Source organism: Streptomyces gelaticus (genome assembly GCF_014649535.1).
In the GTDB taxonomy this organism is placed as follows: domain Bacteria; phylum Actinomycetota; class Actinomycetes; order Streptomycetales; family Streptomycetaceae; genus Streptomyces; species Streptomyces gelaticus.
Window position 1 is genome coordinate 82,358 of sequence record NZ_BMTF01000006.1, and the last position, 25,244, is coordinate 107,601.

Genomic DNA, 25,244 nt, shown 5'->3' on the forward strand with positions numbered 1-25,244 from the left:
CCGCCGGGTCAGAGGTACAGGCCCGCGTCCGCCCCGGAGTCCTGCTTCGGCACCGACGCGGGGCCGCTTCCGCGCCGCAGCGCGTACAGCTCGGCGAGCGTCGCGCCCTCGCGGCCGAGCCCTTCCTCCGTGCCCAGCCAGGCCACCGCCTCCTTGCGGGTCAGTGAACCCACCTCGATCCTGGCGAGGCAGCGGCCGGGCCTGACCACGGCCGGATGGAGCCGCTCCAGGTCCTCGTTGGTGGTGACGCCCACCAGCACATTGCGGCCCTGTCCGAGCAGCCCGTCGGTGAGGTTCAGCAGTCGGGACAGCGCCTGGCCCGCGGTGTGCCTGGCCTCGCCGCGGATCAACTCGTCGCAGTCCTCCAGGAGCAGCAGCCGCCACCGGCCCTTGGACGTGCCCTCGTCCTCGCCGATCGCGATGTCCATCAGATAGCCGACGTCGTTGAAGAGCCGCTCGGGATCGAGCACGCAGTCGACCTGGCACCAGTCCCGCCAGGAGCGCGCGAGCGTGCGCAGCGCGGAGGTCTTGCCGGTGCCCGGCGGGCCGTGCAGCAGGAGCAGCCGGCCCGCGATGTCGTCCGGCGTGACCTTCATCAGCCGGTCCATGGCATCGGCCACCGGCGCCGTGTAGTTGCTCCGGACCTCGTCCCAGGTGCCGGCGGCGATCTGCCGGGTGGTGCGGTGCGGGCCGCGGCGCGGGGAGACGTACCAGAAGCCCATCGTCACGTTCTCGGGCTGGGGTTCGGGCTCGTCCAGCGCTCCGTCCGTCGCCTGGCCGAGGATCTGCTGGGCCAGTTCGGGACTGGTCGCGGTGACCGTGACATCGGCGCCGCGGTTCCACCGCGAGACGAGCAGCGTCCAGCCGTCGCCCTCGGCGAGCGTGGCACTGCGGTCGTCGTCGCGGGCGGCGCGCAGCACTTCGGCGGCCGGGGGCAGCAGGGTCGCCCCGGCCTTGACACGGTCCAGGGACGAGCTGTGCGAGTACGGCTGCTCGCCCGTCGCGAAACGGCCGAGGAACAGCGCGTCGACGACATCCGACGGGGAATCGCTGTCGTCGACGTTGAGCCGGATCGGCAGCGCGGACTCGGGGTTGGCGGACATGGCGCCCATGATCCGGCACGGGGGTACCCGGCGCACCCGGGTTTCACTGCCTTCCTCCCCTTTTTCGGCAGCGGCCGCGGACATGACGGGGGCTCAAGGGTGCGCGTAGAGAATCTCAAGACGGTGCGGGCAAGTTGGCATGCACACTTCCGGTGGGGGTGCCGGTACTGCTAACACGGACTCGGCAGACCGCGCGGAGATCCCACCGGTCGGCCCAAGGGAGGTTCCATGAAGATGTCCAGACTCGCGGCGCTCTCGTCCTCGCTCCTGCTCGGCGCCGTGCTCGCTCTGACCGGGGCGGCCACCGCCGACGCCGCAACGTCTGTTCAGGCCGTCGACTACGTCGCCCTCGGCGACTCGTACTCCTCGGGTGTCGGATCCGGCAGTTACGACAGTGCCAGTGGTGGCTGCAAGCGAAGCACCAAGGCGTATCCGGCCCTCTGGGCCGCCGCCAACTCACCCGCCTCGTTCGCCTTCGCCGCTTGCTCGGGCGCTCGTACGGGTGATGTGAAGGCCAATCAGCTCGGCCCTCTCAACTCCTCGACGGACCTCGTCTCGATCTCCATCGGCGGCAACGACGCGGGCTTCGCCGACGTCATGACGACCTGCGTCCTCCAGTCCGAGGCCACCTGCCTCAACCGGATCGCCACGGCCCGCAGCTATGTCGAGTCCACCCTGCCCGGCAACCTCGACTCGGTGTACACCGCGATCCACGCCAAGGCGCCGTCCGCCCGTGTCGTCGTCATCGGCTACCCGCACTTCTACAAGATCGGTGGCAGCTGCGCCGTCGGTCTGAGCGACAAGGTGCGCACCGCGATCAACGGGGCGGCCGACCTTCTCAACACGACGACCGCCAAGCGCGCGGCCGACCACGGCTTCGCCTTCGCCGATGTCGCGGGAAGGTTCACCGGTCACGAGATCTGCTCCGGAAGTGCCTGGCTGCACAGCGTGAACTGGCTCAACATCGGTGAGTCCTACCACCCCACCGCCGCCGGACAGTCGGGCGGCTACCTGCCCGCCCTCAGCTCGGCGGCCTGACCCCAGCAGCGCGTGTGCCGGGCCCGTCCAGCCGTCCGACGGGCAGGAGGCCCCTGTTCGCCGGGGTCTCCGTCCGGCGGGGCGCAAGGGCGGACCGGGGCCCGTGGCGGGACTGCGGACGGAGTGCCTCCGTCCGCTTCCGTTCTGTCCAAGTCGCCCTGAAATCAGGTGGATTAATGGATGGGCTGTCAACCTCTGTATGCGTGTGTGCACCCGGGCCGGGTGCCCTCGTACGGGTGGGGAGTGACATGGAACAGATAGCGATGCGGAGCAGGCCGCGTGTGCCTGCCATCACCTGCGGGAGCGGTGCGACGAGTTCGCGCCTCGACCGCCATCTCGCGGTGCTAGGCGGTCCTGCCGTGCCGCAGCGGGAAGTCGCGGAGGCGACCCTGCTGATGCGCGAGCTCACCTCGCGCGACGCCGCCCACCACCACCGGAGCAAGAGTGCGCGGGTCTCGCTCTTCGCGCCGCTGCGGCGGCTGAGGCGCTCACTCCTCGGCAGCCGCCGCTGACCCGACGGCCCGTCACGACGGCCCACCGGTCCTGTGCCCGGCTCCCCGGCCAGAGTCCGTCGCCCGCCCTCCCGCTCGGGGCCGTGCGCGATCACACCGTCCCGGCGCTGCGCTGCTGTCCGCCCTCCCGTCATCCCCAGGGCCCACGGCAGCGCTTCGGTGTGTCCGCCGGGCGCCGGAGGGTGATGGCGCGGATCTCCGAAGACGCTCCGGTGTCGGATGCTTCGGCGTCGAAGTACTTCTGGGCGGCACTTCTAGACTGTGTGTATGTCCGAAAAGCGAGCTGCACGCCTGAGCCCCGACGAACGAAGGGCCCAGTTGGTCGCCATCGGCCTGGACATGCTCGCCGACCGGTCGCTGGACGAACTCTCCACGGACGAAGTGGCGCGGCGGGCCGGTATCTCACGGGGGCTGCTCTTCCACTATTTCGACTCCAAGCGCGACTTCTACCGCGCCGTGGTGCAGCAGGAGTGCGACGACTTCGTCGCAGCCACGGAACCGGACCCCTCGCTGGGACCCGTCCCCTGGCTGCGGTCGTTCATCGCCGGCTTCGTGCGGTACGTACTGGAGCACCGCAAGGTCTATCTCGCCCTGGTCCGCGGCGCCGCGGGCAGTCACCCCGCGGTGGAGGACATCGTCGACGGAACCAGGGCCACCCTCGCCCGGCGGGTGGCGGAGGGGCAGCGGCGGCTCGGGATGCCGGACTCGCCGCGGCTGGCCGTCGCCGCCAGGGCCTGGACGGCGTTCGCCGAGGAGGCCGTGACCAGCTGGCCGCGCGGTGGGCCGCAGGCGCCGGTGGAGCTCGGGGCCTTCCTGGAGTCGAGCTTCATCAGCCTGCTCGGTGCCCTGGACCGGCCCTGCGCGCTGCCCCGGTGAGCGGAGCGCGTGGCGTCACTCGCCGCCGCGTGCGTAGAGCCGTACGGACAGTGGCACGAACACCGCGAGGAGCAGCGCCGACCAGGCGAGCGTCCCGGCCACCGGGTGGGCGACCGGCCAGGCGGCGTCGGCCGCCGGGGACGCGTTGCCGAACAGCTCGCGGGTGGCCGAGGCCATGGCGCTGATCGGGTTCCACTCCGCGACCGTCCGCAGCCAGCCCGGGAGATCGTCGGTCGGGATGTACGCGCTCGACAGCAGCGGCAGGACGAAGGTGGCGCTGCCCAGCTGACCGGCGATCTCCTCGTTGCGGATCAGCAGGCCCAGCCAGCAGCCCAGCCACGACGTGGCGAACCGCAGGAGCAGCAGCAGCCCGAAGGCGCCGAGCGCGGCGAGCGGCCCGCCCTCGATCCGCCAGCCGACCGCGAGTCCGACGAGGATCAGCGGGACCATGCCGACGGCCGTGGTCAGCAGATCGGCGGCGGTCTGGCCGAACGGCACCGCGGGCCGGCTCATCGGCAGCGTACGGAACCGGTCCATCACCCCGCGGTGACAGTCCTGCGATGCCTGGAACATCCCGGTCATGATGCCGCCCGCCGCCGTCGCCGCCAGCAGGCCCGGCACCAGGAACGCGCGGTACTCCTGGCCGGGCACGGCCAGCGCGCTGCCGAACACGTACCCGAAGAACAGCAGCATCGTGATCGGCATGGTCTGGGTCAGGATCACCACGCCCGGCGCCGCCTTGATCCGCTGGAGATGGCGGCCCAGCACGGCCAGGGAGTCGGCGACGGGAGTACTCGTGGCGGTCGTGGCGGGCCGCTCGCGGACCAGTGTCGTGCTGCTCATGCTGCCGTCTCCTTCAGTGGCGGGGAGGTGCGGCCGTCGCCGCGGCCGGTCAGGCGGAGGAAGACCTCGTCGAGCGTCGGCGGGCGCAGGCTCGCATCGATCACCGGGACGCCCGCCGCGTCGAGTTCGCGGACGATGCGGGGGAGGGTGAGCGTGCTGTCGGACGCGACGGCGCCCACGGTGCGGCGTTCGTGGTCGAGCACCGGTTCGGCGCCGGTGAGCTGGTCGAGCACGCCGGCCGCCGGGAGCAGTGCCGACTCATGGGCGACGACCACCTCGGCGTAACTGCCGATCCGGGACTTCAGCTCGGCGGGGGTGCCGCGGTGGGCGGCCCGGCCCCGGTCGATCAGCACGATGTCGTCGGCCAGCTGATCGGCCTCCTCCAGATACTGCGTGGTGAGCAGGACGGTGGTGCCCCGGTCGGCCAGCTCCCTCACCGCTGCCCAGATCTGGTTGCGGCTGTGCGGGTCGAGGCCGGTGGTGGGCTCGTCCAGGAAGAGCACCCGCGGGCGGGTCAGCAGGCTGGCGGCGAGGTCGAGGCGGCGGCGCATGCCGCCCGAGTAGGTGCGGGCCGGGCGGTCGGCCGCCCCGGTCAGCTCGAAGCGTTCGAGGAGCTCGTCGGCGCGGGTGCGTGCCGCCTCGCCGCGCAACCGTTGCAGCTTGGCGAAGAGCCGCAGATTCTGCCGACCGGACAGCTCGCCGTCGACCGAGGTGTCCTGCCCGGTGACGCCGATCGCGGCGCGGACCGAGGCCGCCTCGCGCACCACGTCGTGGCCCGCGACCAGGGCGCTGCCGCCGTCCGGCGCCGTCAGCGTCGTGAGCACCCGGACGGCGGTGGTCTTGCCCGCACCGTTCGGCCCCAGCACTCCGCAGACGGTGCCCTCGGAGACCGCGAGATCGAGCCCGCGCAGCGCGCGGACGTCGCCGTAGCGCTTCTCCAGACCTTCACTAAGTACAGCGTACGTAGTTGTCATGCTGCCACCGTAGCGCACTACGTACGGTGTACGTAACTAGGATGGTGGGCGAGGTGATGATCGATGGTGGGGCGACCCGCTGTACCCGAAGTGATCTGGGCGCGCCCCGAGCGTGCGGGCCGGGGCCCCAGGCCCGCGTTCAGCCGAGCGGACATCGCGGCGGCCGCCGTCCGCATCGCCGACACGGAGGGTCTCGACGCGGTCTCCATGCGCAAGGTCGCGGCGGAGCTCGGCTGCGGCACCATGTCGCTCTACAACTACGTGCCGCGCAAGGAGGACCTGCACGAGCTGATGCTCGACGCGGTCAGCGGGGGGTACGAATTTCCCGAGCCGTCCGGCGACTGGCGCGCCGACCTCGTCGCCCTCGCCCACCAGGCCCGCGCGATGATGCACCGCCACACCTGGGTGCCCCGGCTGATGTCACCCGTGTACGGCTTCAGTCCGAATGCCCTGCGGTACCTGGAGTACGCGCTCAGCTGCCTGGACGGAGTCGACGCGCGGTTCGGCGAGAAGATGGAACTCATCGCGATGGTCAACGGCGTGGTCACCACCTATGTGGCCAACGAGATCGCCACGGCGGAGCGCAGCCGGTCCCTGCCCTGGTCCGAGGAGCAGGAGAACGCCGTGCGCACCGACTATCTGATCAGCCAGATCGTGACCGGGAAGTATCCGCGGATGGCGGCGGGGTTCGCCGAGGACCCCGGGCCGATCGATCTGGACGGGGTCTTCGACCGGGCGCTGAGTCGGGTGCTGGAATCCTTCGACCGGTAGCCCTGCCGCGCGCCTGTTCACAGCAGCGCGAACTGCCCTTCCGGGCCCTCCTCCTGATGGCCGAGCACCGATGCGGGCCGCCTGGCCGCGGCCGGGACGGGCAGGACGCCCGCCGCGCGGAGATCGGCGGCCGTGAGCTGCGGGCCGTCGGCAAGTCCCGCCGACTGGGGCCGGAGTCCGTCCAGCAGGGCGAGCAGGGTGATCAGCTCCAGCAGCTCCGAGGTCCACTGCTGGGGCCAGGCCCGGGGCCGGACCGCCTCCAGGCCTTCCGCACCCGCCGCCCCGGCCGCCGAGCGCCGCTCGAACCAGAGCTCCAGCATCCGTACCCCGCCCACGCGGAACTCCCACGCCCCGGCCGGCACCGGCGAGATCCGGCCGGTGCCCAGCGTGAGCGTCTCGGCGTCCCCGTCGTACGCCAGGCCGGCCGGCACGGGCGGAATCGCGGCCCGCACATAGGGCCGCCGCCCGCCGGGCAGCCGGGGGCGTTCCCCGCCGTGGGCGCCCCGCAGCTGCAACCGCAGCAACTCCTGCCCCAGCTCCACCCCGGTCGACCAGCGCGCCGTGTCGGCGGGCAGCGGGACCACGCATCCGGCGGCGGAGGGACGGGCCGCCGCGAGCACCCACGCCAGCACCGAACGGGCCGTCACCGACTCCCCGTGGCGGGCGCGCAGCAGGGCGAGCAGCCCGGGGGCCAGATTGGGTTCGCGGCCGCCGGGGCGCCGGTACAGCGGCCGGATCCGGCCGGGCCGGCCGGCCGGGGAGTGGCCGTCCGGCAGCAGCGCCGTCACGGACAGGGCGGGGCCGGTGTCCCGGGGCACGTACCCGTGCTCCACCGCGAAGAGCTGGTGTCCGTCGGCGACCCGCCACAGTTCGGGGCGGGCGGCGTCGATCAGCCGGTGGTCGGGGAGCAGCCACTGCTCGTCGAACGGGCCGTGCGCGATCCGTACCGGCTCGGGGCAGGGTCCCTCCTCGCGGGCGAACCGGCCGGTACCGGTGGCCTGTCCGGGCAGTGCGGCCACCGGGGTCTGCGGGGTACGGGCGCGGGTCGCCCGGAACAGCCGCTCGCGTTCACCGGCGGGGGCCCGCACCAGCCGCTCCCAGCGTGCTCTGAGGGAGGCGGCATCGGGGGCGATCACCCAGGGACGGCCGGTGCGCAGCGGTCGTACGGACCAGGGCATGAGGTCGTCGAGGAGCGGGGCGCCCGCCTCCTGGCCGGCACCGGAGCCGCCCGCCGCCCGTACTGCCACCGTGTCGCCCTCCCCGTCGCCACGTCCGCCCGCCTCCGGGGCATCGTAGCCGCGCCGCCGCGGCACGAGGCAGTGCGTCAGCGCCTCCCGCGGCGGCCGGTGCCCCTCCGCGGTGGTCAGCGGGCTTCCGCCGCGGTCAGTGCCCTTCCGCGGTGGTCAGTGCGCTTCCACGGTGACCGAGAAGGAGAACCGGTCGCCCCGGTAACGGATCTGCGCCACGTCGACCACCTGGCCGCTCTCGTCGTACGTCACGCCCGTGTAGAACAGGATGGGGCTCAGCAGCGGGACCTGGAGGAGCTCGGCGGTGGACGGATCGGCCAGGCGTGCCTCGACCGTGTCGGTGATGCGCGCGATACGGACACCGACCCGGTCGCGCAGCACCTTGGTCATCGGCCAGCGTTCGAGATCGGCGACGTCGAGGCGGGCCGCGATCTCGGGACGCACCGCGTTCTCCGCCCAGTTGGTGGGCTCGTCGCTGTCCCCGTCGCGGCGCAGCCGGCGGTAGCTGACCAGTTCCGCGCAGTCGGGGAAGTACTCGGTGAGATCCCCCGGCACGGCGACCGGGCCGTGGCCGAGCACCGAGGTCCGCTCGCCCGATTGCTGGGCCACGATAGCGTCGATCGAACCCAGCAGCCGGACCGGTGACACCCGGCGGGCGCGCGGCTCGATGAAGGTGCCGCGCCGCCGGTGTCTGCTGATCAGCCCTTCCGTCTCCAGCTCCTTGAGCGCCTGGCGCATCGTCAGCACGCTGACGCCGTAGTGCGCGGCGAGCTGCTCCTCGGTCGGCAGCCGCGCCGAGGCGTCCTTGGCCCGGCCCAGTATCGAGGCGCGCAAGGACTGCGAGACCTGGTACCACAGCGGCAGCTTGCGGTTCAGGACCAGCGAGTCGGGGGCGAAGGCCGGCCCCGTGGAGATCTTGGGCGTCTGAGGCACCTGGGGCCTTTCGTTCGGATCGGGCCGGGTCGGGTGCGGCGGTGCCGCCTACGGCCTGAAGTTGCGGCTCAGACCCTGCCACACGTCGTCGTAGCCGTGCTGCAGATGGCCGGCGGTCGCCGCCTGCTCCGTCGCCGTCACCGGCCAGCGGGTTTCGAACATGAAGGCGAGGCCATCGTCGATCTTCTGCGGCTTCAGCTCCGCCTCGCTCGCCCGGTCGAAGGTCTCGCGGTCCGGGCCGTGCGCCGACATCATGTTGTGGAGCGAGCCGCCGCCCGGGACGAAACCGCCCTTGCCGGCCGTCTTCGCGTCGTACGCGCCCTCGATCAGGCCCATGTACTCGCTCATCACATTGCGGTGGAAGTACGGCGGCCGGAAGGTGTCCTCGCCGACCAGCCAGCGCGGTGCGAAGACGACGAAGTCGACACCGGCCAGACCGGGGGTGTCGGACGGCGAGGTCAGCACCGTGAAGATCGACGGGTCGGGGTGGTCGTAGCTGATCGAGCCGATGACATTGAAGCGGTGCAGGTCGTAGACGTACGGGGTGTGGTTTCCGTGCCAGGCGACCACATCGAGCGGGGAGTGGCCGTAGGTCGCCGACCAGAGGTTCCCGCAGAACTTGTTGATCACCTCCACCGGGCGGTCGTCGTCCTCGTACGCGGCGACGGGGGCGAGGAAGTCCCGGGCGTTGGCGAGGCCGTTGGCGCCGATCGGACCGAGGTCGGGGAGGGTGAAGGGCTGTCCGTAGTTCTCGCAGACGTAGCCGCGGGCGGTGGCGTCGAGCAGCTCCACGCGGAACCGGATGCCGCGCGGGATCAGCGCGACATGCCCCGGTTCGGCGCGCAGCAGGCCCAGTTCGGTACGGAGCAGCAGACCGCCGCGCTCCGGGACGATCAGCAGCTCGCCGTCCGAATCGCTGAACACCCGGTCCGTCATGGAGGTGTCGGCGTGGTAGAGATGCACGGCCATGCCGGTGCGCTGCGCAGCGTCGCCGTTGCCGCCGAGGGTCCACAGGCCCGCCAGGAAGTCCGTCCCGGGCGCGGGGTCGGGGAGCGGATCCCAGCGCAGCCGGTTGGGGTCGGGCACGGATTCGGTGAACGGGGCGGTCCGGATCGCCCCGTTGCCGATCCGGGTGAACGGGGGATGGGCGGCCGACGGACGGATCCGGTAGAGCCAGGAACGGCGGTTGTGGGCCCGCGGTTCGGTGAAGGCCGAGCCGCTCAGCTGCTCCGCGTAGAGCCCGAGGGGTGCGCGCTGGGGGGAGTTGCGGCCGTGCGGCAGTGCCCCCGCAACCGCCTGAGAGCTGTGCTGATTGCCGAAACCGGCGGAATGCTCCAGCGCTTGTGCCGTTTTCCTCGCCTGCTCGTTGCCGCTCATGTGCGCTCCCGGTGCCGAAGGAATCCTATAGGCAACCGTAGGAATCGGATCGAGGTGAGTCAACGGCATTCATGGCGCACGAGGGGTTCAAAAAGATGAACAATGCTCTACTCTCCCGCACATGTCGTGGACACGAAGACTTTTGGTGGTCCTGGCGGCGCTCGCTGCCGCCCTCCTCGCGGCTCCGGTCGCCCAGGCGCACGAGGAACGTCCGGTCACCCTGCCCGACGGAACCGGCCGTGTCCCCGTGTACCGCGGCGCGGAACCCGATCTGCTGGTCTGCAAGAGCGACCGGGCGGACTTCGAGCGCCGGGTGTCCCGCTTCCCGGACGCGCTGCGGACCCGGAACCTGAAGCTCTTCGACCGGTGCCAGAAGTCCGGCTACCGCCATCTGCAACAGGCGGTCGACGCGGTCGACCGGCCCGGCATGAACATCGCCGTGCTGCCCGGCCTGTACGAGGAGGAGCCCTCGCTGCCCAAGCCGACGGGGGAGTGCGCCCGGCTGAAGGCGCCCAGATCCCAGCTCGGCTACCAGATCCTTTCGTACGCCCAGCAGACGCGGTGCCCGCACAACCAGAACCTGGTGGCCGTCCTCGGCAAGAAGGACCTCCAGATCGAGGGCACGGGCGCCGAGCGCACGGACGTGGTCGTCGACGCCAAGTACCAGAAGCTCAACGCGATCCGCGCGGACGGCTCCGACGGCATCTACTTCCGGAACTTCACCGCCCAGCGCACCACCTTCAACTCCCTGTACGTCCTGGCCCAGGACGGCTTCGTCATCGACTCCGTCCTCACCCGGTGGAACGACGAGTACGGCTTCCTGACCTTCGCCAGCGACCACGGGCTGTACAAGAACTGCGAGTCGTACGGGAACGGCGACTCCGGTATCTACCCCGGCAGCGCTTCGAACATCAACGACGCCCACGGCTACGACGTGCCGCGCTACTCCATCGAGATCACCGGCTGCCGCAGCCACCACAACATGGTCGGCTACTCCGGCACCGCGGGCGACTCCGTCTACGTCCACGACAACGAGTTCGACCACAACATGGGCGGCGCCTCGATGGACAGCGCCTTTCCCGGCCACCCCGGACTGCCGCAGAACCACGCCCGCTTCGAACGCAACCTGATCCACGACAACAACGCCGACTACTACCCCTACGTCGCCGACGGCACCTGCGCCAAGCCGCCGGTGGACCGGGGTTACGAGGAAGGCGTCGTCTGCCCGCAGATATCCATGCCGCCCGGCTCCGGCATCATCACCGCGGGCGGCAACTGGAATCTGTACGAGAACAACTGGATCTACGGGCAGCAGCGCGCCGCCTTCGTGCTGACCGCCGTGCCCGCCTTCATCCGCGGTGAGGGCGCACTGGCCAAGCAGGCCGACACCTCGCACCACAACCGCTACGCGGGCAACCACCTCGGCAAGGACAAGGCGGGCAACTCCCGGCCCAACCGCACCGATGTGTGGTGGGACGGCCAGGGCGAGGGCAACTGCTGGCAGGCGGACGCCGGGCCGTCCTCCCCGCGTGCCCTGCCGGCCTGCGGTTCCGCGCGCGGTGACGTGTCCGTGCGCACCGACCGGCTCGTCGGCGAACCGGTCAAACTCGCCCAGCTGCTGGTCTGCGCCGACTACAACGTGCAGGCACGCCGGCTGCCGGCCGGCTGCGACTGGTACGGGGCGCGGGGCATCGAGCGCATCGAGGTGCAGATCGCGCTGGTGGTCGCGGTGGTGCTCACGCTGGTCGGCGGGGTGCTGTGGTGGCGCAGGCTGCGCGGCAGCCGGCTCGCCGCGGTGGCCACGGGGCTCGGCGTGATCGGCCTCGGGCTCGATGTGGCCGGAGCGACGACGGGGCTGGCCGCCTCCTATGTGCCCGCGCTGGCGCTGCTGCTGACCGGGATGTGGTGGACGGGCATCGGTCTCGTGCTCCGGGGGCGGCGGCCCTGGCTGGGCCGGACCACGGTGGTGCTGGGGGCGCTCACGCTGCTGGACGCCGTGGACAAGGCCGTGTTCATGATCCCGTGGATTCCGCTCGGCCCGGCCTGGGTGCGGGGACTGCTCGGCGTGGTCTGGGTGGTGTGGGCCGTGATCGCCGCCGCCCGCCACGGTGACCGTACCCCGCCGGAAGCGTCCGGGACACCGGCCCCGGACCTCACCCCGACTCCGGGTCCGGCCACCACTCCGGGCCCCGCCCCGACTCCGGGTCCGGCCACCACTCCGGGCCCCGCCCCGGAAGGAGACGCATCGTGAAGCGTTCCAGCGCGCCGTCGCGACCCACCCGGCTGCTTCGGAACCCCCGCCCGGTCGCCGCCGCCGTCACCGTGCTCACCGCGGTCGCCCTCGTGTTCGGTGCGAGCGCCTGCGGCGGGCGGGCCACCACCCACCACAAACCCGGCACCAGCCATGAGCAGGCCGGCGGCAGCGTCGGCCGGCTGCTCGCCGCCGACGACGGCTCCGGCAGCCGGCTGCGCCAGGTCGACGCCGAGGGCGCCCCCGGCGTGACGGTCGCCGTACGACCCGACTCCAAGGACGGATGGAACGTCCGTCTCTCCGTACGGAACTTCAGGTTCACCCCGGACAGCGTGGGCGGCGCGGCGCTTCCCGGGCGCGGCCACGCCCGGCTGTTCCTCGACGGCCGCCCGCTCGCCCGCGTCTACGGTGCGTGGTTCCACCTGCCCGCCTCCCTCGTCCGCGCCGCAGGCGGCGGCTCCGGCCTCACCGCACGGCTCTACGCCGACGACCACACCGCCTGGGCCGTGCACTCCACCCCCGTCCAGGCCACCGCTTCCCTCACCACTGCCGCCCCCGAGGCGAGCCGGTCGGCAACGCCCGGCCCCGACACCACCATTGAGATCACCGTCTCCCACGGCAGGGTCAGCCCGGCCCCCGGCCGCACCGAGATCAAGAAGGGCCGAACCGTCGAACTCCGCGTCCGCAGCGACCGCGCCGACGCCCTCCATGTCCACGGCTACGACAAGGAGGCCAGGCTGCCCGCGGGCAGGACGGTCACCCTGACGTTCACCGCCGACCGCAGCGGGCTCTTCGAGGTCGAGACCCATGAGTCCGGCCTGCTCCTGACCCAACTCGTCGTCCGGTGAGCGTCCTCGCCCACGGCATCGGCGCCCAGCACGACCTCCCGCTCTCCCCCTTCTACGCCTTCGCCGGTGCCTTCACCGCGCTCTTCGTCTCCTTCCTCGTGCTGGGCCTGCTCTGGTCCGCCTCCCGGTTCTGCGGCGACCGGGCGGGCCGGCCGCTCCCGTCCGCCCTCCAGCGCCTCGCCGATGCCCGCCCCACCCGTATCGCGCTGCGCGCGCTCGGCATCGCCGCCGCCCTGTACGTCACGCTCAACCTCCTCCTCGGCCCGGACGACCCGGACCGCAACCCGGGCCCCGGGGCCGTATACGTACTTCTCTGGGTCGGCCTGGTGCCCGCATCGCTCCTCCTCGGTCCGGTCTGGCGGCTGATCAACCCGCTGCGCACCGCCCACCTCCTCGGCTGCCGCGCACTGGGCCGCGACCCCGCCGCGGGCCGGCCCCTTCCCGTACGGCTCGGTCTGTGGCCCGCCGCCGCCGGGCTCCTCGCCTTCACCTGGCTCGAACTCGTCGCCCCCGACCCCGCGTCGACCACCGCCCTCCTGCTCTTCCTCTCGCTCCACACCGCCGCCCACCTCGCGGGAGCCGCCCGCCACGGCGCCGGGTGGTTCGACCGGGCGGACGCCTTCGAGGTCTACTCGGGGCTGCTCGCCCGGCTCTCCCCGCTCGGCCGCCGCCCCGCCGACCGCCGCCTCGTGCTCCGCTCCCCGTTCAACGGACTCGACGCCACCGGGCAGAACCCCGGGCTCGTCGCCACCGTCTGCGTCATGCTGGGCTCCACCGCCTATGACGGCTTCTCCGACTCCCCGTCCTGGATCACCACCGTCCAGACCTCACCCCTGGGCCGCACCACCGCGGCCACACTCGGATTTCTGGGCGCCGTGGCCCTCGTCGCCACCCTCTACGCCCTCTGCGCCGGCGCCGTCCGGCTGATCTCCGGTCAACTGCGCCACCCGCTCACCGCCTTCGCCCACTCGCTCGTCCCGATCGCGCTCGGCTATCTCGTCGCCCACTACTTCACGCTCTTCGTCACTGAAGGACCACGCACCGTCATGGTGGCATCCGGTGCCGACAATCCGGTCCCGCCCGAGCCGCCCCTGGGCCCCGGCGGGGTCGCCACGCTCCAGGTCTCCGCGATCGTCCTCGGCCACGTACTCGGCGTCGTCGCCGCCCATGACCGGTCCGTACGCCTCTTCCCGCCGGGCCGGGCCGTCGCGGGGCAACTCCCGCTGCTGGTCCTGATGGTCACGTACACCATCGGCGGGCTGTCGCTGCTCATCGCGTGAGAACCGCGCCGGAGACCGGTGGTCACCGCATCGCGTGGGGACCGCGCCGGCACCAGTGGTCACCCGTGGGCGACCGCACCGGAACCCACCGGCCAGCCGCAGCAGAGGAGACCCACGGCATCATGGAGCCCGTGCCCCACGCGAACACGAACCTCCGCCGCGCCCCCGTCCAGCAGCGCAGCGCCGAGCGCCTCGCCCGGATACTCGACGCCTGCGCCGAACTCCTCGACGAGACCGGCTACGAGCAGTTGTCCACCCGGGCCGTGGCCATCCGCGCCGGGGTCCCCATCGGTTCCGTCTACCGTTTCTTCTCCAACAAGCGCGCGCTGACCGACGCGCTGGCCCGGCGCAATCTGGACAGCTACGCCGAACGCATCACCGCCCGCCTCGCGGTCATCCCGACCACCGACTGGCACGACGCCATCGATGCCGTGCTGGACGAATACCTGGCGATGAAGCGCTCCGTGGCCGGATTCGCCCTCGTCGACTTCGGAACGCCCGCCCCCGAGGACGACCCCGCCAAAGACGCCAACCAGCGGGTCGCCGGCCGGCTCACCGAACTGCTCTCCGGGCACCTGGGCCGCGCCGCCGACGAGGATCTGCTGCGCACCGTCCTGGTCTGCGTCGAGGCCGCCGACGCCCTCCTCCGGCTCGCCTTCCGCACCGACCCGTCCGGCGACCGGGCCCTCGTCGCCGAGACCCGCATCCTGATCCGGGCCTACCTGGCACGCGTCCTGGGCTGACCGGGCGGCACCCGCCTCGGTGAGCACCGGGACGATGCCGAGCACCGGGACGACGCCGAAGTGGGAGCCGTCGTCGGACATGAAGTACGTCAGCGGGATGCTGAGGAAGGCCGGCGGCCCCCGGCCGTACCGGCGCCCCGGCCCGGCCGGGCCGCGCCCGACACCCGCCGAGGGGCAGTTCACCGGCGCCGTGATCCGGCCGTTGACCTCAAGTCCACTGGAGGTCGTACGTTCCTTCCATGAGCATGGAAACCACGGCGTGGACACAGCTCCACAACGTCATGAACGCGCAAGCGGACCGACGCCCCTTCGACCGGAACACCCTGCGGCGCATCGCCGCCTTCGCCCGCCCGCACCGTCGCCGGGTCGCCCTCTTCCTGGTCCTGAGCATGGCGACGGCGCTGCTCGCGGTCGCCACCCCCGTCCTCGCCGGCCGGGTCGTGAACGCGATCGTGACCGGAAGGGAATCGGGGACCGTCACCCGGCTGTCCCTCCTCATCGCCGTGATCGCCGTCGCGGAGGCCGCGCTGGGCCTGGTCAGCCGCTGGCTCTCGGCCAACCTCGGCGAGGGCCTGATCCTCGATCTGCGCACCGCCGTCTTCGACCATGTGCAGCGCATGCCGGTCGCCTTCTTCACCCGGACCCGCACCGGCGCGCTCGTCAGCCGCCTCAACAACGATGTCATCGGGGCCCAACGCGCCTTCAGCAACACGCTGTCCGGCGTCGTCAGCAACCTCGTGACGCTGTTGCTCACCCTCGGCGTCATGCTCTCCATCTCCTGGCAGATCACCGTGCTCGCGCTGGTGCTGCTCCCGGTGTTCGTGCTTCCGGCCCGGCGGATGGGCAGCCGGATGGCGAGGCTCCAGCGGGAGGCCGCGGCCCACAACGCCGCGATGGGCACCCGGATGACCGAGCGCTTCTCCGCCCCCGGCGCCACCTTGATCAAGCTCTTCGGCCGCCCCGCCGACGAGTCCGCGGAATTCGCCGTCCGAGCCGGCCGGGTGCGCGACATCGGCGTACGCACGGCCATGGCCCAGTCCGCGTTCATCACGGCCCTCACCCTCGTGTCCGCGCTGGCACTCGCCCTGGTCTACGGGCTCGGCGGGTTCTACGCACTGCGCGGGCAGCTCGACGCGGGCGCCGTCGTGGCCCTCGCCCTCCTGCTGACCCGGCTGTACGCACCACTCACCGCACTCGCCGGGGCGCGTGTCGAGGTGATGAGCGCGCTCGTCAGCTTCGAGCGGGTCTTCGAGGTCCTCGACCTCGAGCCGCTCATCGACCAGAAGCCGGACGCACGGACGGTCCCGGACGGCCCGGTCTCCGTCGAGTTCGACCAGGTGCGGTTCGGCTACCCGTCCGCCGACAAGGTCTCGCTCGCCTCGCTGGAGGACGTCGCGAGCCTCGACACCCGCGGCGGCTCAGAAGTGCTGCGCGGGGTCTCCTTCCGTGCCGAGCCCGGCCAGACGGTGGCACTCGTCGGCTCCTCCGGCGCGGGCAAGTCGACCATCGCCCAACTGCTGCCGCGGCTGTACGACACGGACGAGGGCGCGGTACGCATCGGCGGCGTCGACGTACGCGACCTGACCGCCGACACCCTGCGCGACACCCTCGGCATGGTCACCCAGGACGGCCACCTCTTCCACGAGTCGGTGCGCGCCAACCTGCTGCTCGCCCGTCCCGACGCCGCCGAGGAGGACCTCTGGGACGCGCTGCGCCGCGCACGCCTGGACGGTCTCGTCGCCTCGCTGCCCGACGGGCTCGACACCGTCGTCGGCGAACGCGGCTACCGGCTCTCCGGCGGCGAACGCCAGCGGCTGACCATCGCCCGGCTGCTGCTGGCCCGCCAGCGCGTCGTCATCCTCGACGAGGCCACCGCCCACCTCGACAACACCTCCGAGGCGGCCGTCCAGGAGGCACTCACCGAGGCGCTCGCCGGCCGCACCGCCGTCGTGATCGCCCACCGGCTCTCCACGGTACGGACGGCCGACCTCATCCTGGTCGTGGAGGACGGGCGGATCGTGCAGCGGGGCACGCACGACGAACTCCTCGCGGCGGGCGGCCGGTACGAGGAGCTGTACCGCACCCAGTTCGCGAGCCCCGGGGCGGAGCAGGGGGAATTCGACCACCAGTCCCTGGCGTGACGGGCGTCTCTGGCGCCAGAAAACTAACAGCGCTAGTTTGGGTTGCGGACGACCCCGTCCGCAACGGTCACCGGGAGGAACAGCGATGAAGGCCCACGACGGCATGTACATCGACGGGGCCTGGCGGCCAGCCGCGGGATCGGACACGATCGCCGTCGTGAACCCGGCGGACGAGCAGGTCATCGCCGAGGTCCCGGCCGGCGGGGCCGAGGACGTCGACGCCGCGGTACGGGCCGCCCGCGCCGCGCTCCCCGCCTGGGCCGCCACCGCGCCCGCCGAGCGGGCCGAGCGGATCGCCGCCCTGCGTGACGTGCTCGTCGCCCGCAAGGACGAGATCGCCGAGACCGTCACCGCCGAACTCGGCGCTCCGCTGCCCTTCTCGCAGGCGGTGCACGCCGGCGTGCCGATCCTGGTGGCCGGCTCGTACGCCGAGCTCGCCGCCTCGTACGCCTTCGAGGAGAAGGTCGGCAACTCCACCGTGTATGCCGAGCCGGTCGGCGTCGTCGGCGCGATCACCCCGTGGAACTACCCGCTGCACCAGATCGTCGCGAAGGTCGCCCCCGCGCTCGCGGCGGGCTGCACGGTCGTTCTCAAGCCCGCCGAGGACACCCCGCTGACCGCCCAGCTCTTCGCCGAGGCGGTCCATGAAGCGGGCGTCCCCGCAGGCGTGTTCAACCTGGTCACCGGTCTCGGCCCGGTCGCCGGGCAGGCCCTGGCCGAGCACGACGGTGTCGACCTGGTCTCGTTCACCGGCTCCACCGCCGTCGGCAGGCGGATCGGCGCCACGGCCGGCGGGGCCGTCAAGCGCGTCGCGCTCGAACTGGGCGGCAAGTCCGCCAATGTCATCCTGCCGAGCGCGGACCTGGCCAAGGCCGTCGGCGTCGGCGTCGCGAACGTCATGGGCAACTCCGGCCAGACGTGCAGCGCCTGGACCCGGATGCTGGTGCACACCTCGCAGTACGACGAGGCGGTCGCGCTCGCCGCGGAGGCGGCCGCCAAGTACGGCGACCGCATCGGCCCGCTCGTCAACGCCAAGCAGCACGCGCGGGTGCGCGGCTACATCGAGAAGGGTGTGGCGGAGGGCGCCCGCCTCGTCGCGGGCGGCCCCGAAGCTCCGCGCGAACAGGGCTACTTCGTCAGCCCCACCGTGTTCGCCGATGTCACCCCGGAGATGACCGTCGCCCAGGAGGAGATCTTCGGCCCCGTCGTCTCGCTCATCCGCTACGAGGACGAGGACGACGCCCTGCGCATCGCCAACGGCACCGTGTACGGGCTCGCGGGCGCGGTCTGGGCGGGCGACGAAGCGGAGGCGGTGGCCTTCGCGCGGAGGATGGACACCGGGCAGGTCGACATCAACGGCGGCCGGTTCAACCCGCTCGCCCCGTTCGGCGGTTACAAGCAGTCCGGCGTCGGCCGCGAACTCGGCTCCCACGGGCTCGCGGAGTACCTCCAGACCAAGTCCCTCCAGTTCTGACCGTTCCGAACCGCCCCGTCCCCCCGTTGCCGACCGTCAAGGAGCCTGTTCGTGGTCCGCGCCGCCGTACTGCCCGCCGTCAAAGCTCCCCTGGAGGTCACCGAGATCGAACTCCCGGAGCCCGGCCCCGGCCGGGTCAGGGTCGCCCTCGCCGCCGCCGGCGTCTGCCACTCCGACCTCTCGCTGTCCGACGGCACCATGCGGGTGCCCGTCCCCGCCGTACTCGGCCATGAGGGCGCGGGTACCGTCGTCGCAGTCGGCGAGGGCGTCACCCATGTCGCGCCGGGCGACGGCGTCGTGCTCAACTGGGCTCCTTCCTGCGGTAGTTGTCATGCCTGTGCGCTGGGTGAGGTCTGGCTGTGCGCCAATGCCCTGAACGGCGCGGGCGCCGTGCACGCCCGGCGTGCCGACGGCGGAGGCGAGCTGCACCCCGGGCTCAACGTCGCCGCGTTCGCCGAGGAGACGGTGGTCCCGGCGGGCTGCGTCCTGCCCGTCCCGGGCGGCATCCCGCTCACCGACGCGGCCCTGCTGGGCTGCGCGGTCCTCACCGGATACGGCGCCGTGCACCACTCGGCGCGGCTGCGCGAGGGCGAGACGGTGGCCGTGTTCGGCGCCGGGGGAGTGGGCCTGGCCGCGCTCCAGGCCGCCCGGATCGCCGGTGCCTCGCGCATCGTCGCGGTAGACGTCTCCCCGCAGAAGGAGGAACTGGCCCGCCGGGCCGGCGCCACCGACTACGTGGTCGCCTCGGAGAACACCGCCCGGGAGATCCGGGCCCTCACGGACAAGCAGGGGGTGGACGCCGCCATCGAGTGCGTGGGCCGCGCCGCCACCATCCGCACCGCCTGGGAGTCGACCCGCCGCGGCGGCCGGACCACGGTCGTCGGCATCGGCGGCAAGGACCAGCAGGTCACCTTCAACGCCCTGGAGATCTTCCACTGGGGACGCACCCTCTCCGGCTGCGTCTACGGCAACTCCGACCCCGCGCGGGACCTGCCCGTGCTGGCCGCCCACGTCCGGGCGGGGCGGCTCGACCTCGGCGCCCTGGTGACCGAGCGCATCACCCTCGACGGCATCCCGGCCGCGTTCGACAACATGGTCAGGGGCAGGGGAGGGCGGGCCCTGGTGGTCTTCTAGGGCCGCGACCGTCCGGCCCCTACCGAATGGTCGCCGGTTCGATGCCGAGGTGCTCGTACAGCGCCCGCTCCCCGTCCGGGGTGGCCTTCACCGCACGCCCGGACCCGATCCGTACGCACCACCCGGTGTCCAGCGCGTGGCGGCACAGCGCGGCGCCCGCGACCCCGGCCAGGTGCGGCCTGCGCTCCGTCCAGTCCAGGCAGCTCCGTACGAGGGGGCGCCGCGAGCCGGTCTCCAGGCCGATGCCCAGCCCGTCGAACCAGCGCAGGCCCCCGGCGGTGAGCGCGAAGCCGGTGTCCTGCTCCAGCAGCCCCCGTGCGGTCATCGCGTCGGTGATCGCGATGCCGATCCGCCCCGCGAGATGGTCGTAGCAGGTGCGGCCGCGGGCCATCGCGCTGCCCGCGTTCACCGCGCTCAGGGTGCGCGGCCGCTCGGGCGCCGAGTCGAGGACCCGGGCCGCCAGGTCCTCGACGAGGTGTGCGACCCGCTCGTCGGCCAGCCGCAGATAGCGGTGGCGGCCCTGCCGCTCCTCGGCCAGCAGCCCGCCCGCGACGAGCTTGCCGAGGTGTTCGCTGGCGGTCGACGGTGCCACGGAGGCGTACCGGGCCAGTTCCCCGGCGGTCCAGGCGCGGCCGTCGAGCAGGGCCAGACAGAAGGCGGCGCGGGTCTCGTCGGCGAGGAGCGCGGCCAGGGCGGCGAGCCGGGGCGCGGCCGGGTCGGGGTGTGCCATGCGTGCCATGGGAACCAGGATGCGTCAGGAACGTTTCGGTGCCGGCCGAACCGTTCCGCCCGGCGCCAGCAGTTCGTACTGGACGGACAGGCCGTCTACCAGGGCCCGCAGCCCGGTCTCGAAGGCCCCCTCGTCGACCTGCCGGCGGCGCTCGGCCAGCAGATGGGCCTGGCCGAGGTGCGGATAGTCGGCGGGGTCGTAGGCCGTCTCGTCGTCGACGAAGCCGCGGGCGAAGGAGCCCAGCGCCGAACCGGTGATGAAGTACCGCATCAGGGCCCCGATGTACGTCGCCTGGGCCGGCGGCCAGCCGGCCCCGACCATCGCGCCGAACACCGCGTCGGCGACCCGCAGGCCGGCCGGCCTGCGGCCCGGCCCCCGGGCGAGCACCGGAACGATGTGCGGGTGCTCGGTGAGCGCCGCACGGTAGGAGACGGCCCAGTCGTGCAGGGCGGCGCGCCAGTCGCGGGGGTCCGACTCGTCGAACATCGACAGATCGATCTGCGCGGACACGGCGTCCGCGACCGCGTCCAGGATCTCGTCCTTGTTGCGGAAGTGGTTGTAGAGCGAGGGTCCGCTGACCCCGAGTTCGGCCGCGAGCCGGCGGGTGGACACGGCGTCGAGCCCCTCGGAGTCCACGAGTGCGCTCGCCGCTTCGACGATGCGGTCTCTGCTGAGGAGGGGCTTGCGCGGTCGGGCCATGCGGCACATAGTAGGGCCTGCGAACGAAAAACTAGCAGTGCTAATTAAAAGTGGAGGGCCGAAGGATGAACCTGGAGCTCGGCGAGGAGCAGGAAGCCGTCCGGCAGCTCGCCAAGGACTTCGTCGCCCGGGAGATCGCCCCGCACGTCGCGGAGTGGGACCGGGCCGAGAGCGTCGACAGGTCGATCGTGAAGAAGCTGGGCTCCGTCGGCTTCCTCGGGCTGACCGTGCCCGAGGAGTACGGCGGCTCGGGCGGTGACCACCTCGCGTACTGCCTGGTCACCGAGGAGCTCGGGCGCGGCGACTCCTCGGTCCGCGGCATCGTCTCCGTCTCCCTCGGCCTCGTCGCCAAGACCATCGCCGCCTGGGGCGACGAGAAGCAGAAGCGGCACTGGCTGCCCGGGCTCACCGCGGGCGAGGCGATCGGCTGCTTCGGACTCACCGAGCCCGGCACCGGCTCGGACGCCGGGAACCTGACGACGAGGGCCGTCCGGGACGGTGACGCGTACGTCATCAACGGCAGCAAGATGTTCATCACCAACGGCACCTGGGCCGATGTGGTGCTGCTCTTCGCCCGCACCAACGACACCCCCGGCCACAAGGGCATATCCGCCTTCCTGGTCCCCACCGGCACCCCCGGTCTCAGCCGTCGCACCATCCACGGCAAGCTCGGGCTGCGCGGCCAGGCAACCGCCGAGGTGGTCCTGGAGGGCGTCCGGGTGCCCGCGTCCGCGCTCCTGGGCCCGGAGGGCAAGGGCTTCTCCATCGCCATGTCCGCCCTGGCCAAGGGAAGGATGTCGGTCGCGGCCGGCTGTGTCGGCATCGCGCAGGCCGCCCTTGACGCCGCCGTGGGCTACGCGGGCGAGCGCGAGCAGTTCGGCAGGTCCATCGCGAGCCACCAGCTCGTCCAGGAGCTCATCAGCGACATCTCCGTGGACGTCGACGCCGCCCGGCTGCTGACCTGGCGGGTGGCGGACCTCGTGGACCGCGGTGAGGAGTTCGCCACCGCCGCCTCCAAGGCGAAGCTCTTCGCCTCCGAGGCCGCCGTCCGCGCCGCCAGTAACGCGCTCCAGGTCTTCGGCGGCTACGGCTGCATCGACGAGTACCCGGTCGGCAAGCTGCTGCGCGACGCCCGGGTGATGACGCTGTACGAGGGCACCAGCCAGATCCAGAAGCTGATCATCGGCCGCGCGCTGACGGGGGTCTCCGCCTTCTGAGCCGCACCGGCGCTCGAACGGGCGTCTGAGTACCGGCTGAGTACGGGAGCGGATGTGGTGCACGCCACGTCGGCCGATGCTGGGCGCCATGAGTGAGACAGCATCGGTCAAGCAGCAGAGCACCGCGGCCTTCTACGGCCAGGCCGTCGCCTCCTTCGGGGTGGCGATCGGCGCGGTGGCCCTCGGTATCTACTTCCTCGACGCCAACGCCTGGGTCCGCGGATTCCTCGCGATCGGCGTCCTCTACCTCGTCACCTCCTGCTTCACCCTGGCCAAGGTCATCCGGGACCGTCAGGAGGCGGGGCAGATCGTCAGCCGGGTCGACCAGGCCCGGCTGGAGAAGATCCTCGCCGAGCACGACCCCTTCCAGAAGCTCTGACGGTCCCGCCCCACGGGCCCTAAGCGCTTGCTCAGGTTCAGGGTATGGTGTTCGTCCTGCTGACGAGAGGGGCGAGTGACGATGAGCACGGCGGAGGAGACCGACGGCGACAGCGCGCCGTGGGCCGAGGTGACGCCCGAGGCGGCCCGGCGGCTTCTCGTCGCCGCCGTCGACGCCTTCGCCGAGCGCGGGTACCACGCCACCACCACCCGCGACATCGCGGGCCGGGCGGGGATGAGTCCCGCCGCGCTCTACATCCACTACAAGACGAAGGAAGAGCTGCTCCACCGGATCAGCAGGATCGGCCACGACCGCGCCCTGTCCGTCCTGGAGGCCGCCGCCGAGGGCGGGGGCACGGCCGCGGAGCGGCTGGCCGAGGCCGTACGGTCCTTCGTCCGCTGGCACGCCGAACGGCACACCACCGCCCGCGTGGTCCAGTACGAGCTCGACGCCCTCGGCGAGGAGCACCGCGCCGAGATCGTCGAGCTGCGCCGCAGGAGCGACGCGGTGGTGCGCCGGATCATCAGCGAGGGCGTGCGGGCGGGGGAGTTCGACGTCCCCGACATCCCCGGCACCACGCTCGCGGTGCTCTCGCTCTGCATCGACGTGGCGCGCTGGTTCAACGCGCAGGGCAGCCGGACGCCGGACGAGGTCGGCGAACTCTATGCCGGCCTCGTGCTGCGCATGGTCGCGGCGGAACGCCGGAAGTAGCGGAACTCCGGCACGGGTCAGTGGTGGCGGGGCGTCAGAAGTAGTAGCGGGACACCGACTCGGCCACGCACACCGGCTTGTCGCCGCCCTCGCGCTCGACCGTGACGACGGCGGTGACCTGCACCCCGCCCCCGGCCTCCTCGACGCTCTTCAGGACGGCCGAGGCGCGCAGCCGTGAGCCGACGGGCACGGTGGACGGGAAACGGACCTTGTTCGTCCCGTAGTTGATGCCCATCTTCATGCCCTCGACCCGCATGATCTGCGGCACGAGCGCCGGCAGCAGCGAGAGCGTGAGATAGCCGTGCGCGATGGTCCTGCCGAACGGCCCGGCGGCGGCCCGCTCCGGGTCCACATGGATCCACTGGTGGTCACCGGTGGCCTCGGCGAAGAGGTCGATCCTCTTCTGGTCGACCTCCAGCCAGTCGCTGCGCCCCAGCTGCTCGCCCACCCCGTCGCTCAGCTCCTGCGCGGACGTGAAGATCCTCGGCTCTGCCATGTCCCTGGTCCCTGCCCTTCCGGCTCCGGTCCGTTCTTCGTCGCGCTGTCTAAGCGCTTGCTCAGCATGGTTGGCGGGTGCGTTCCTGTCAACGACGGACCAGCCGGGAGGCAGCCCTTAGGGTTGGAGGGGTGCCCCAGATCCCACAGACACTCCATGAACTCACGGTCGGACAGCTCTCCGCGCGCAGCGGCGCCGCGGTGTCCGCCCTGCACTTCTACGAGGCCAAGGGCCTGATAAGCAGCCGCCGTACCACCGGCAACCAGCGCCGCTACAGCAGGGACGCGCTGCGCAGGGTCGCTTTCGTCCGTGCGGCGCAGCGGGTCGGCATCCCGCTCGCCACGATCCGGGACGCCCTCGCCGAACTGCCCGAGGAGCGCACCCCGAACCGCGAGGACTGGGCGCGGCTCTCCGCGGCCTGGCGCTCCGAACTGGACGATCGCATCGAGCAGTTGGGGCGGTTGCGGGACCATCTCACCGACTGCATCGGCTGCGGCTGCCTGTCGCTGGAGAACTGTGTGCTCTCCAACCCGAACGACGTCTCGGGCCGGCGGATCAGCGGCTCGCGCCTGATGCCGGAGCGCCCGCCGGCGGAGCGCGCGTAGCTCCGGGCGCCGCCTGTCCGGGTGCCGGGCGGACGCGGCCGGGGTGGATGCCCCCGTCGTGCCTCATGCCACCGTGGCCAGATCCTGTCGCGGTGCGCTCCGGGCCTTCGCCAGTGCCCGCGGGGTGAGCACCGGCTGCGGCACCACGATCCCGCATCCCGTGCAGACCGGCCCGGACCACGGGGCGCACCGCAGATCCTGCCGCCAGTGGATCCCGGTGCCCGCGCACACCGGGCAGGCCGTGCCGGGATCCGACTCCAGCGCCGTGATCAGCCGGCTCAGCACCTCGGCGAGCGGCGCCGACGGATGCACCGCCGGGTCCTCGCAGCGGGCGACCCCGTGGCCGCCCCAGGTGCGCCGGTGCCAGTCGTCGAACGCGCCGGGGCGGCGCAGACCGTCGTGCTTCTCCCGCCTGCGGCGCTCGGCGAACCCCGCCTCGTAACCGAGCCAGACCGTCCGCGCCGCCTCCAGCTCGTCCAGCGCGCGCATCAGCCGCGCCGGATCGGGGGACCGGTCCTCGGGTCCGATTCCGTGCCGGGTGCACAGATGGTCCCAGGTCGCCCGATGTCCGTAAGGGGCGAACCTCTCCAGGCATTTGCGCAGCGAATACCGCCGCAGCGCCAGGTCGCTCCGCGGATCGCGCACCTGTCTCGCAAGACTCCGGAATCCCGCCACCGCACCGTCACCTCCGTCGCTCGTACTTCGGCGTCAAGGAATGGACGTACGGCTGCCCCGTCAGGATCCCGCCCGAGCTGATGTTGTCCGGAATTCGGCGCGGTCCGGCGCCGCGTGCCGCCGTGGAGAGCGGCATGTGACGATTCGGAAAAGGTGACGGGTGTTCATCCTGCTGGCGGGTCATACC

Annotated in this window: 25 protein-coding genes; 15 read left to right on the forward strand and 10 right to left on the reverse strand. The window is 72.2% G+C overall.

Going from position 1 to position 25,244, the window contains the following annotated elements:
• Positions 1-8 precede the first annotated feature (8 nt).
• Positions 9-1,103: a DUF5925 domain-containing protein gene (locus IE107_RS10955; protein ID WP_373302424.1), complete on the reverse strand. Its 1,095-nt coding sequence runs from the start codon at positions 1,101-1,103 to the stop codon at positions 9-11.
• 228 nt (positions 1,104-1,331) lie between these two features.
• On the opposite strand from IE107_RS10955, the gene IE107_RS10960 reads away from it, so the two are divergent.
• The 3 genes from IE107_RS10960 to IE107_RS10970 all read left to right on the forward strand — a co-directional run bounded on the left by IE107_RS10960 (position 1,332) and on the right by IE107_RS10970 (position 3,529).
• Complete coding sequence (locus IE107_RS10960; RefSeq protein ID WP_189543531.1) at positions 1,332-2,141, forward strand: SGNH/GDSL hydrolase family protein; 810 nt, start codon at positions 1,332-1,334, stop codon at positions 2,139-2,141.
• A 248-nt stretch (positions 2,142-2,389) separates the two neighbouring features.
• Positions 2,390-2,653, forward strand: coding sequence for a hypothetical protein (locus tag IE107_RS10965; RefSeq protein ID WP_189543532.1), 264 nt, complete (start codon positions 2,390-2,392; stop codon positions 2,651-2,653).
• Between the two features lie 267 nt (positions 2,654-2,920).
• Positions 2,921-3,529 (forward strand): TetR/AcrR family transcriptional regulator, encoded by a 609-nt coding sequence (locus IE107_RS10970; protein ID WP_189543533.1) that lies wholly within the window; start codon positions 2,921-2,923, stop codon positions 3,527-3,529.
• Between the two features lie 15 nt (positions 3,530-3,544).
• Here the strand turns inward: IE107_RS10970 and IE107_RS10975 are convergent, their stop codons facing one another.
• Positions 3,545-4,372 carry an ABC transporter permease gene (locus IE107_RS10975; protein ID WP_189543534.1) on the reverse strand — a complete coding sequence of 276 codons (828 nt, stop codon included), beginning with the start codon at positions 4,370-4,372 and terminating at the stop codon, positions 3,545-3,547.
• Positions 4,369-5,346: an ATP-binding cassette domain-containing protein gene (locus tag IE107_RS10980; RefSeq protein WP_189543535.1), complete on the reverse strand. Its 978-nt coding sequence runs from the start codon at positions 5,344-5,346 to the stop codon at positions 4,369-4,371. Before IE107_RS10980 ends, IE107_RS10975 begins: the two co-directional genes overlap by 4 nt.
• Positions 5,347-5,409: 63 nt before the next feature.
• On the opposite strand from IE107_RS10980, the gene IE107_RS10985 reads away from it, so the two are divergent.
• Positions 5,410-6,117, forward strand: coding sequence for a TetR/AcrR family transcriptional regulator (locus IE107_RS10985; RefSeq protein WP_189543536.1), 708 nt, complete (start codon positions 5,410-5,412; stop codon positions 6,115-6,117).
• A gap of 17 nt (positions 6,118-6,134) precedes the next feature.
• Here IE107_RS10985 and IE107_RS10990 read toward each other — a convergent pair whose 3' ends face one another.
• The 3 genes from IE107_RS10990 to hmgA form a co-directional block, all read right to left on the reverse strand.
• On the reverse strand, positions 6,135-7,364 hold the full coding sequence (locus IE107_RS10990) for a type ISP restriction/modification enzyme (RefSeq protein ID WP_373302425.1): 1,230 nt from the start codon (positions 7,362-7,364) through the stop codon (positions 6,135-6,137).
• Positions 7,365-7,520: 156 nt separating this feature from the next.
• Complete coding sequence (locus IE107_RS10995) at positions 7,521-8,297, reverse strand: GntR family transcriptional regulator (protein WP_189543537.1); 777 nt, start codon at positions 8,295-8,297, stop codon at positions 7,521-7,523.
• A 48-nt stretch (positions 8,298-8,345) separates the two neighbouring features.
• Positions 8,346-9,674, reverse strand: a complete 1,329-nt coding sequence (hmgA, locus tag IE107_RS11000) for a homogentisate 1,2-dioxygenase (protein WP_189543538.1) — start codon at positions 9,672-9,674, stop codon at positions 8,346-8,348.
• Between the two features lie 121 nt (positions 9,675-9,795).
• Here hmgA and IE107_RS11005 point away from each other — a divergent pair, with 121 nt between their 5' ends.
• From IE107_RS11005 to IE107_RS11035, 7 genes are all read left to right on the forward strand, one after another.
• Positions 9,796-11,925, forward strand: a complete 2,130-nt coding sequence (locus IE107_RS11005; RefSeq protein WP_189543539.1) for a right-handed parallel beta-helix repeat-containing protein — start codon at positions 9,796-9,798, stop codon at positions 11,923-11,925.
• A gap of 32 nt (positions 11,926-11,957) precedes the next feature.
• A complete protein-coding gene (locus IE107_RS11010) occupies positions 11,958-12,773 on the forward strand; it encodes a cupredoxin domain-containing protein (protein WP_373302430.1) in 816 nt (271 codons plus the stop codon).
• Positions 12,770-14,053 carry a hypothetical protein gene (locus IE107_RS11015; protein ID WP_189543540.1) on the forward strand — a complete coding sequence of 428 codons (1,284 nt, stop codon included), beginning with the start codon at positions 12,770-12,772 and terminating at the stop codon, positions 14,051-14,053. Before IE107_RS11010 ends, IE107_RS11015 begins: the two co-directional genes overlap by 4 nt.
• A gap of 122 nt (positions 14,054-14,175) precedes the next feature.
• Positions 14,176-14,796, forward strand: a complete 621-nt coding sequence (locus IE107_RS11020) for a TetR/AcrR family transcriptional regulator (RefSeq protein WP_189543541.1) — start codon at positions 14,176-14,178, stop codon at positions 14,794-14,796.
• Positions 14,797-15,035: 239 nt separating this feature from the next.
• On the forward strand, positions 15,036-16,937 hold the full coding sequence (locus tag IE107_RS11025; protein ID WP_189543542.1) for an ABC transporter ATP-binding protein: 1,902 nt from the start codon (positions 15,036-15,038) through the stop codon (positions 16,935-16,937).
• 85 nt (positions 16,938-17,022) lie between these two features.
• Positions 17,023-18,411 (forward strand): aldehyde dehydrogenase family protein, encoded by a 1,389-nt coding sequence (locus tag IE107_RS11030; RefSeq protein WP_189543543.1) that lies wholly within the window; start codon positions 17,023-17,025, stop codon positions 18,409-18,411.
• Positions 18,412-18,462: 51 nt separating this feature from the next.
• Positions 18,463-19,545: a Zn-dependent alcohol dehydrogenase gene (locus IE107_RS11035; protein WP_189543544.1), complete on the forward strand. Its 1,083-nt coding sequence runs from the start codon at positions 18,463-18,465 to the stop codon at positions 19,543-19,545.
• Positions 19,546-19,564: 19 nt separating this feature from the next.
• Here IE107_RS11035 and IE107_RS11040 read toward each other — a convergent pair whose 3' ends face one another.
• Entirely contained in the window at positions 19,565-20,284 is a 720-nt protein-coding gene (locus IE107_RS11040; RefSeq protein ID WP_373302426.1) for an ArsR/SmtB family transcription factor, read from the reverse strand.
• Between the two features lie 15 nt (positions 20,285-20,299).
• On the reverse strand, positions 20,300-20,974 hold the full coding sequence (locus IE107_RS11045; protein WP_189543545.1) for a TetR/AcrR family transcriptional regulator: 675 nt from the start codon (positions 20,972-20,974) through the stop codon (positions 20,300-20,302).
• A gap of 65 nt (positions 20,975-21,039) precedes the next feature.
• Between IE107_RS11045 and IE107_RS11050 the strand changes: the two genes are divergently transcribed.
• From IE107_RS11050 to IE107_RS11060, 3 genes are all read left to right on the forward strand, one after another.
• Complete coding sequence (locus IE107_RS11050) at positions 21,040-22,191, forward strand: acyl-CoA dehydrogenase family protein (protein ID WP_189543546.1); 1,152 nt, start codon at positions 21,040-21,042, stop codon at positions 22,189-22,191.
• An 88-nt stretch (positions 22,192-22,279) separates the two neighbouring features.
• Positions 22,280-22,570, forward strand: coding sequence for a YiaA/YiaB family inner membrane protein (locus tag IE107_RS11055; RefSeq protein WP_189543547.1), 291 nt, complete (start codon positions 22,280-22,282; stop codon positions 22,568-22,570).
• Between the two features lie 81 nt (positions 22,571-22,651).
• Positions 22,652-23,281 (forward strand): TetR/AcrR family transcriptional regulator, encoded by a 630-nt coding sequence (locus IE107_RS11060; protein WP_189543548.1) that lies wholly within the window; start codon positions 22,652-22,654, stop codon positions 23,279-23,281.
• A 34-nt stretch (positions 23,282-23,315) separates the two neighbouring features.
• Here the strand turns inward: IE107_RS11060 and IE107_RS11065 are convergent, their stop codons facing one another.
• Positions 23,316-23,777 carry a MaoC family dehydratase gene (locus IE107_RS11065; protein ID WP_189543549.1) on the reverse strand — a complete coding sequence of 154 codons (462 nt, stop codon included), beginning with the start codon at positions 23,775-23,777 and terminating at the stop codon, positions 23,316-23,318.
• Between the two features lie 131 nt (positions 23,778-23,908).
• Here IE107_RS11065 and soxR point away from each other — a divergent pair, with 131 nt between their 5' ends.
• The gene (soxR, locus tag IE107_RS11070) at positions 23,909-24,382 is read left to right on the forward strand and encodes a redox-sensitive transcriptional activator SoxR (protein WP_189543550.1); all 474 of its coding nucleotides are present in this window, start codon (positions 23,909-23,911) and stop codon (positions 24,380-24,382) included.
• Between the two features lie 63 nt (positions 24,383-24,445).
• Here the strand turns inward: soxR and IE107_RS11075 are convergent, their stop codons facing one another.
• A complete protein-coding gene (locus IE107_RS11075) occupies positions 24,446-25,057 on the reverse strand; it encodes a hypothetical protein (RefSeq protein WP_189543551.1) in 612 nt (203 codons plus the stop codon).
• Positions 25,058-25,244: the final 187 nt, after the last annotated feature.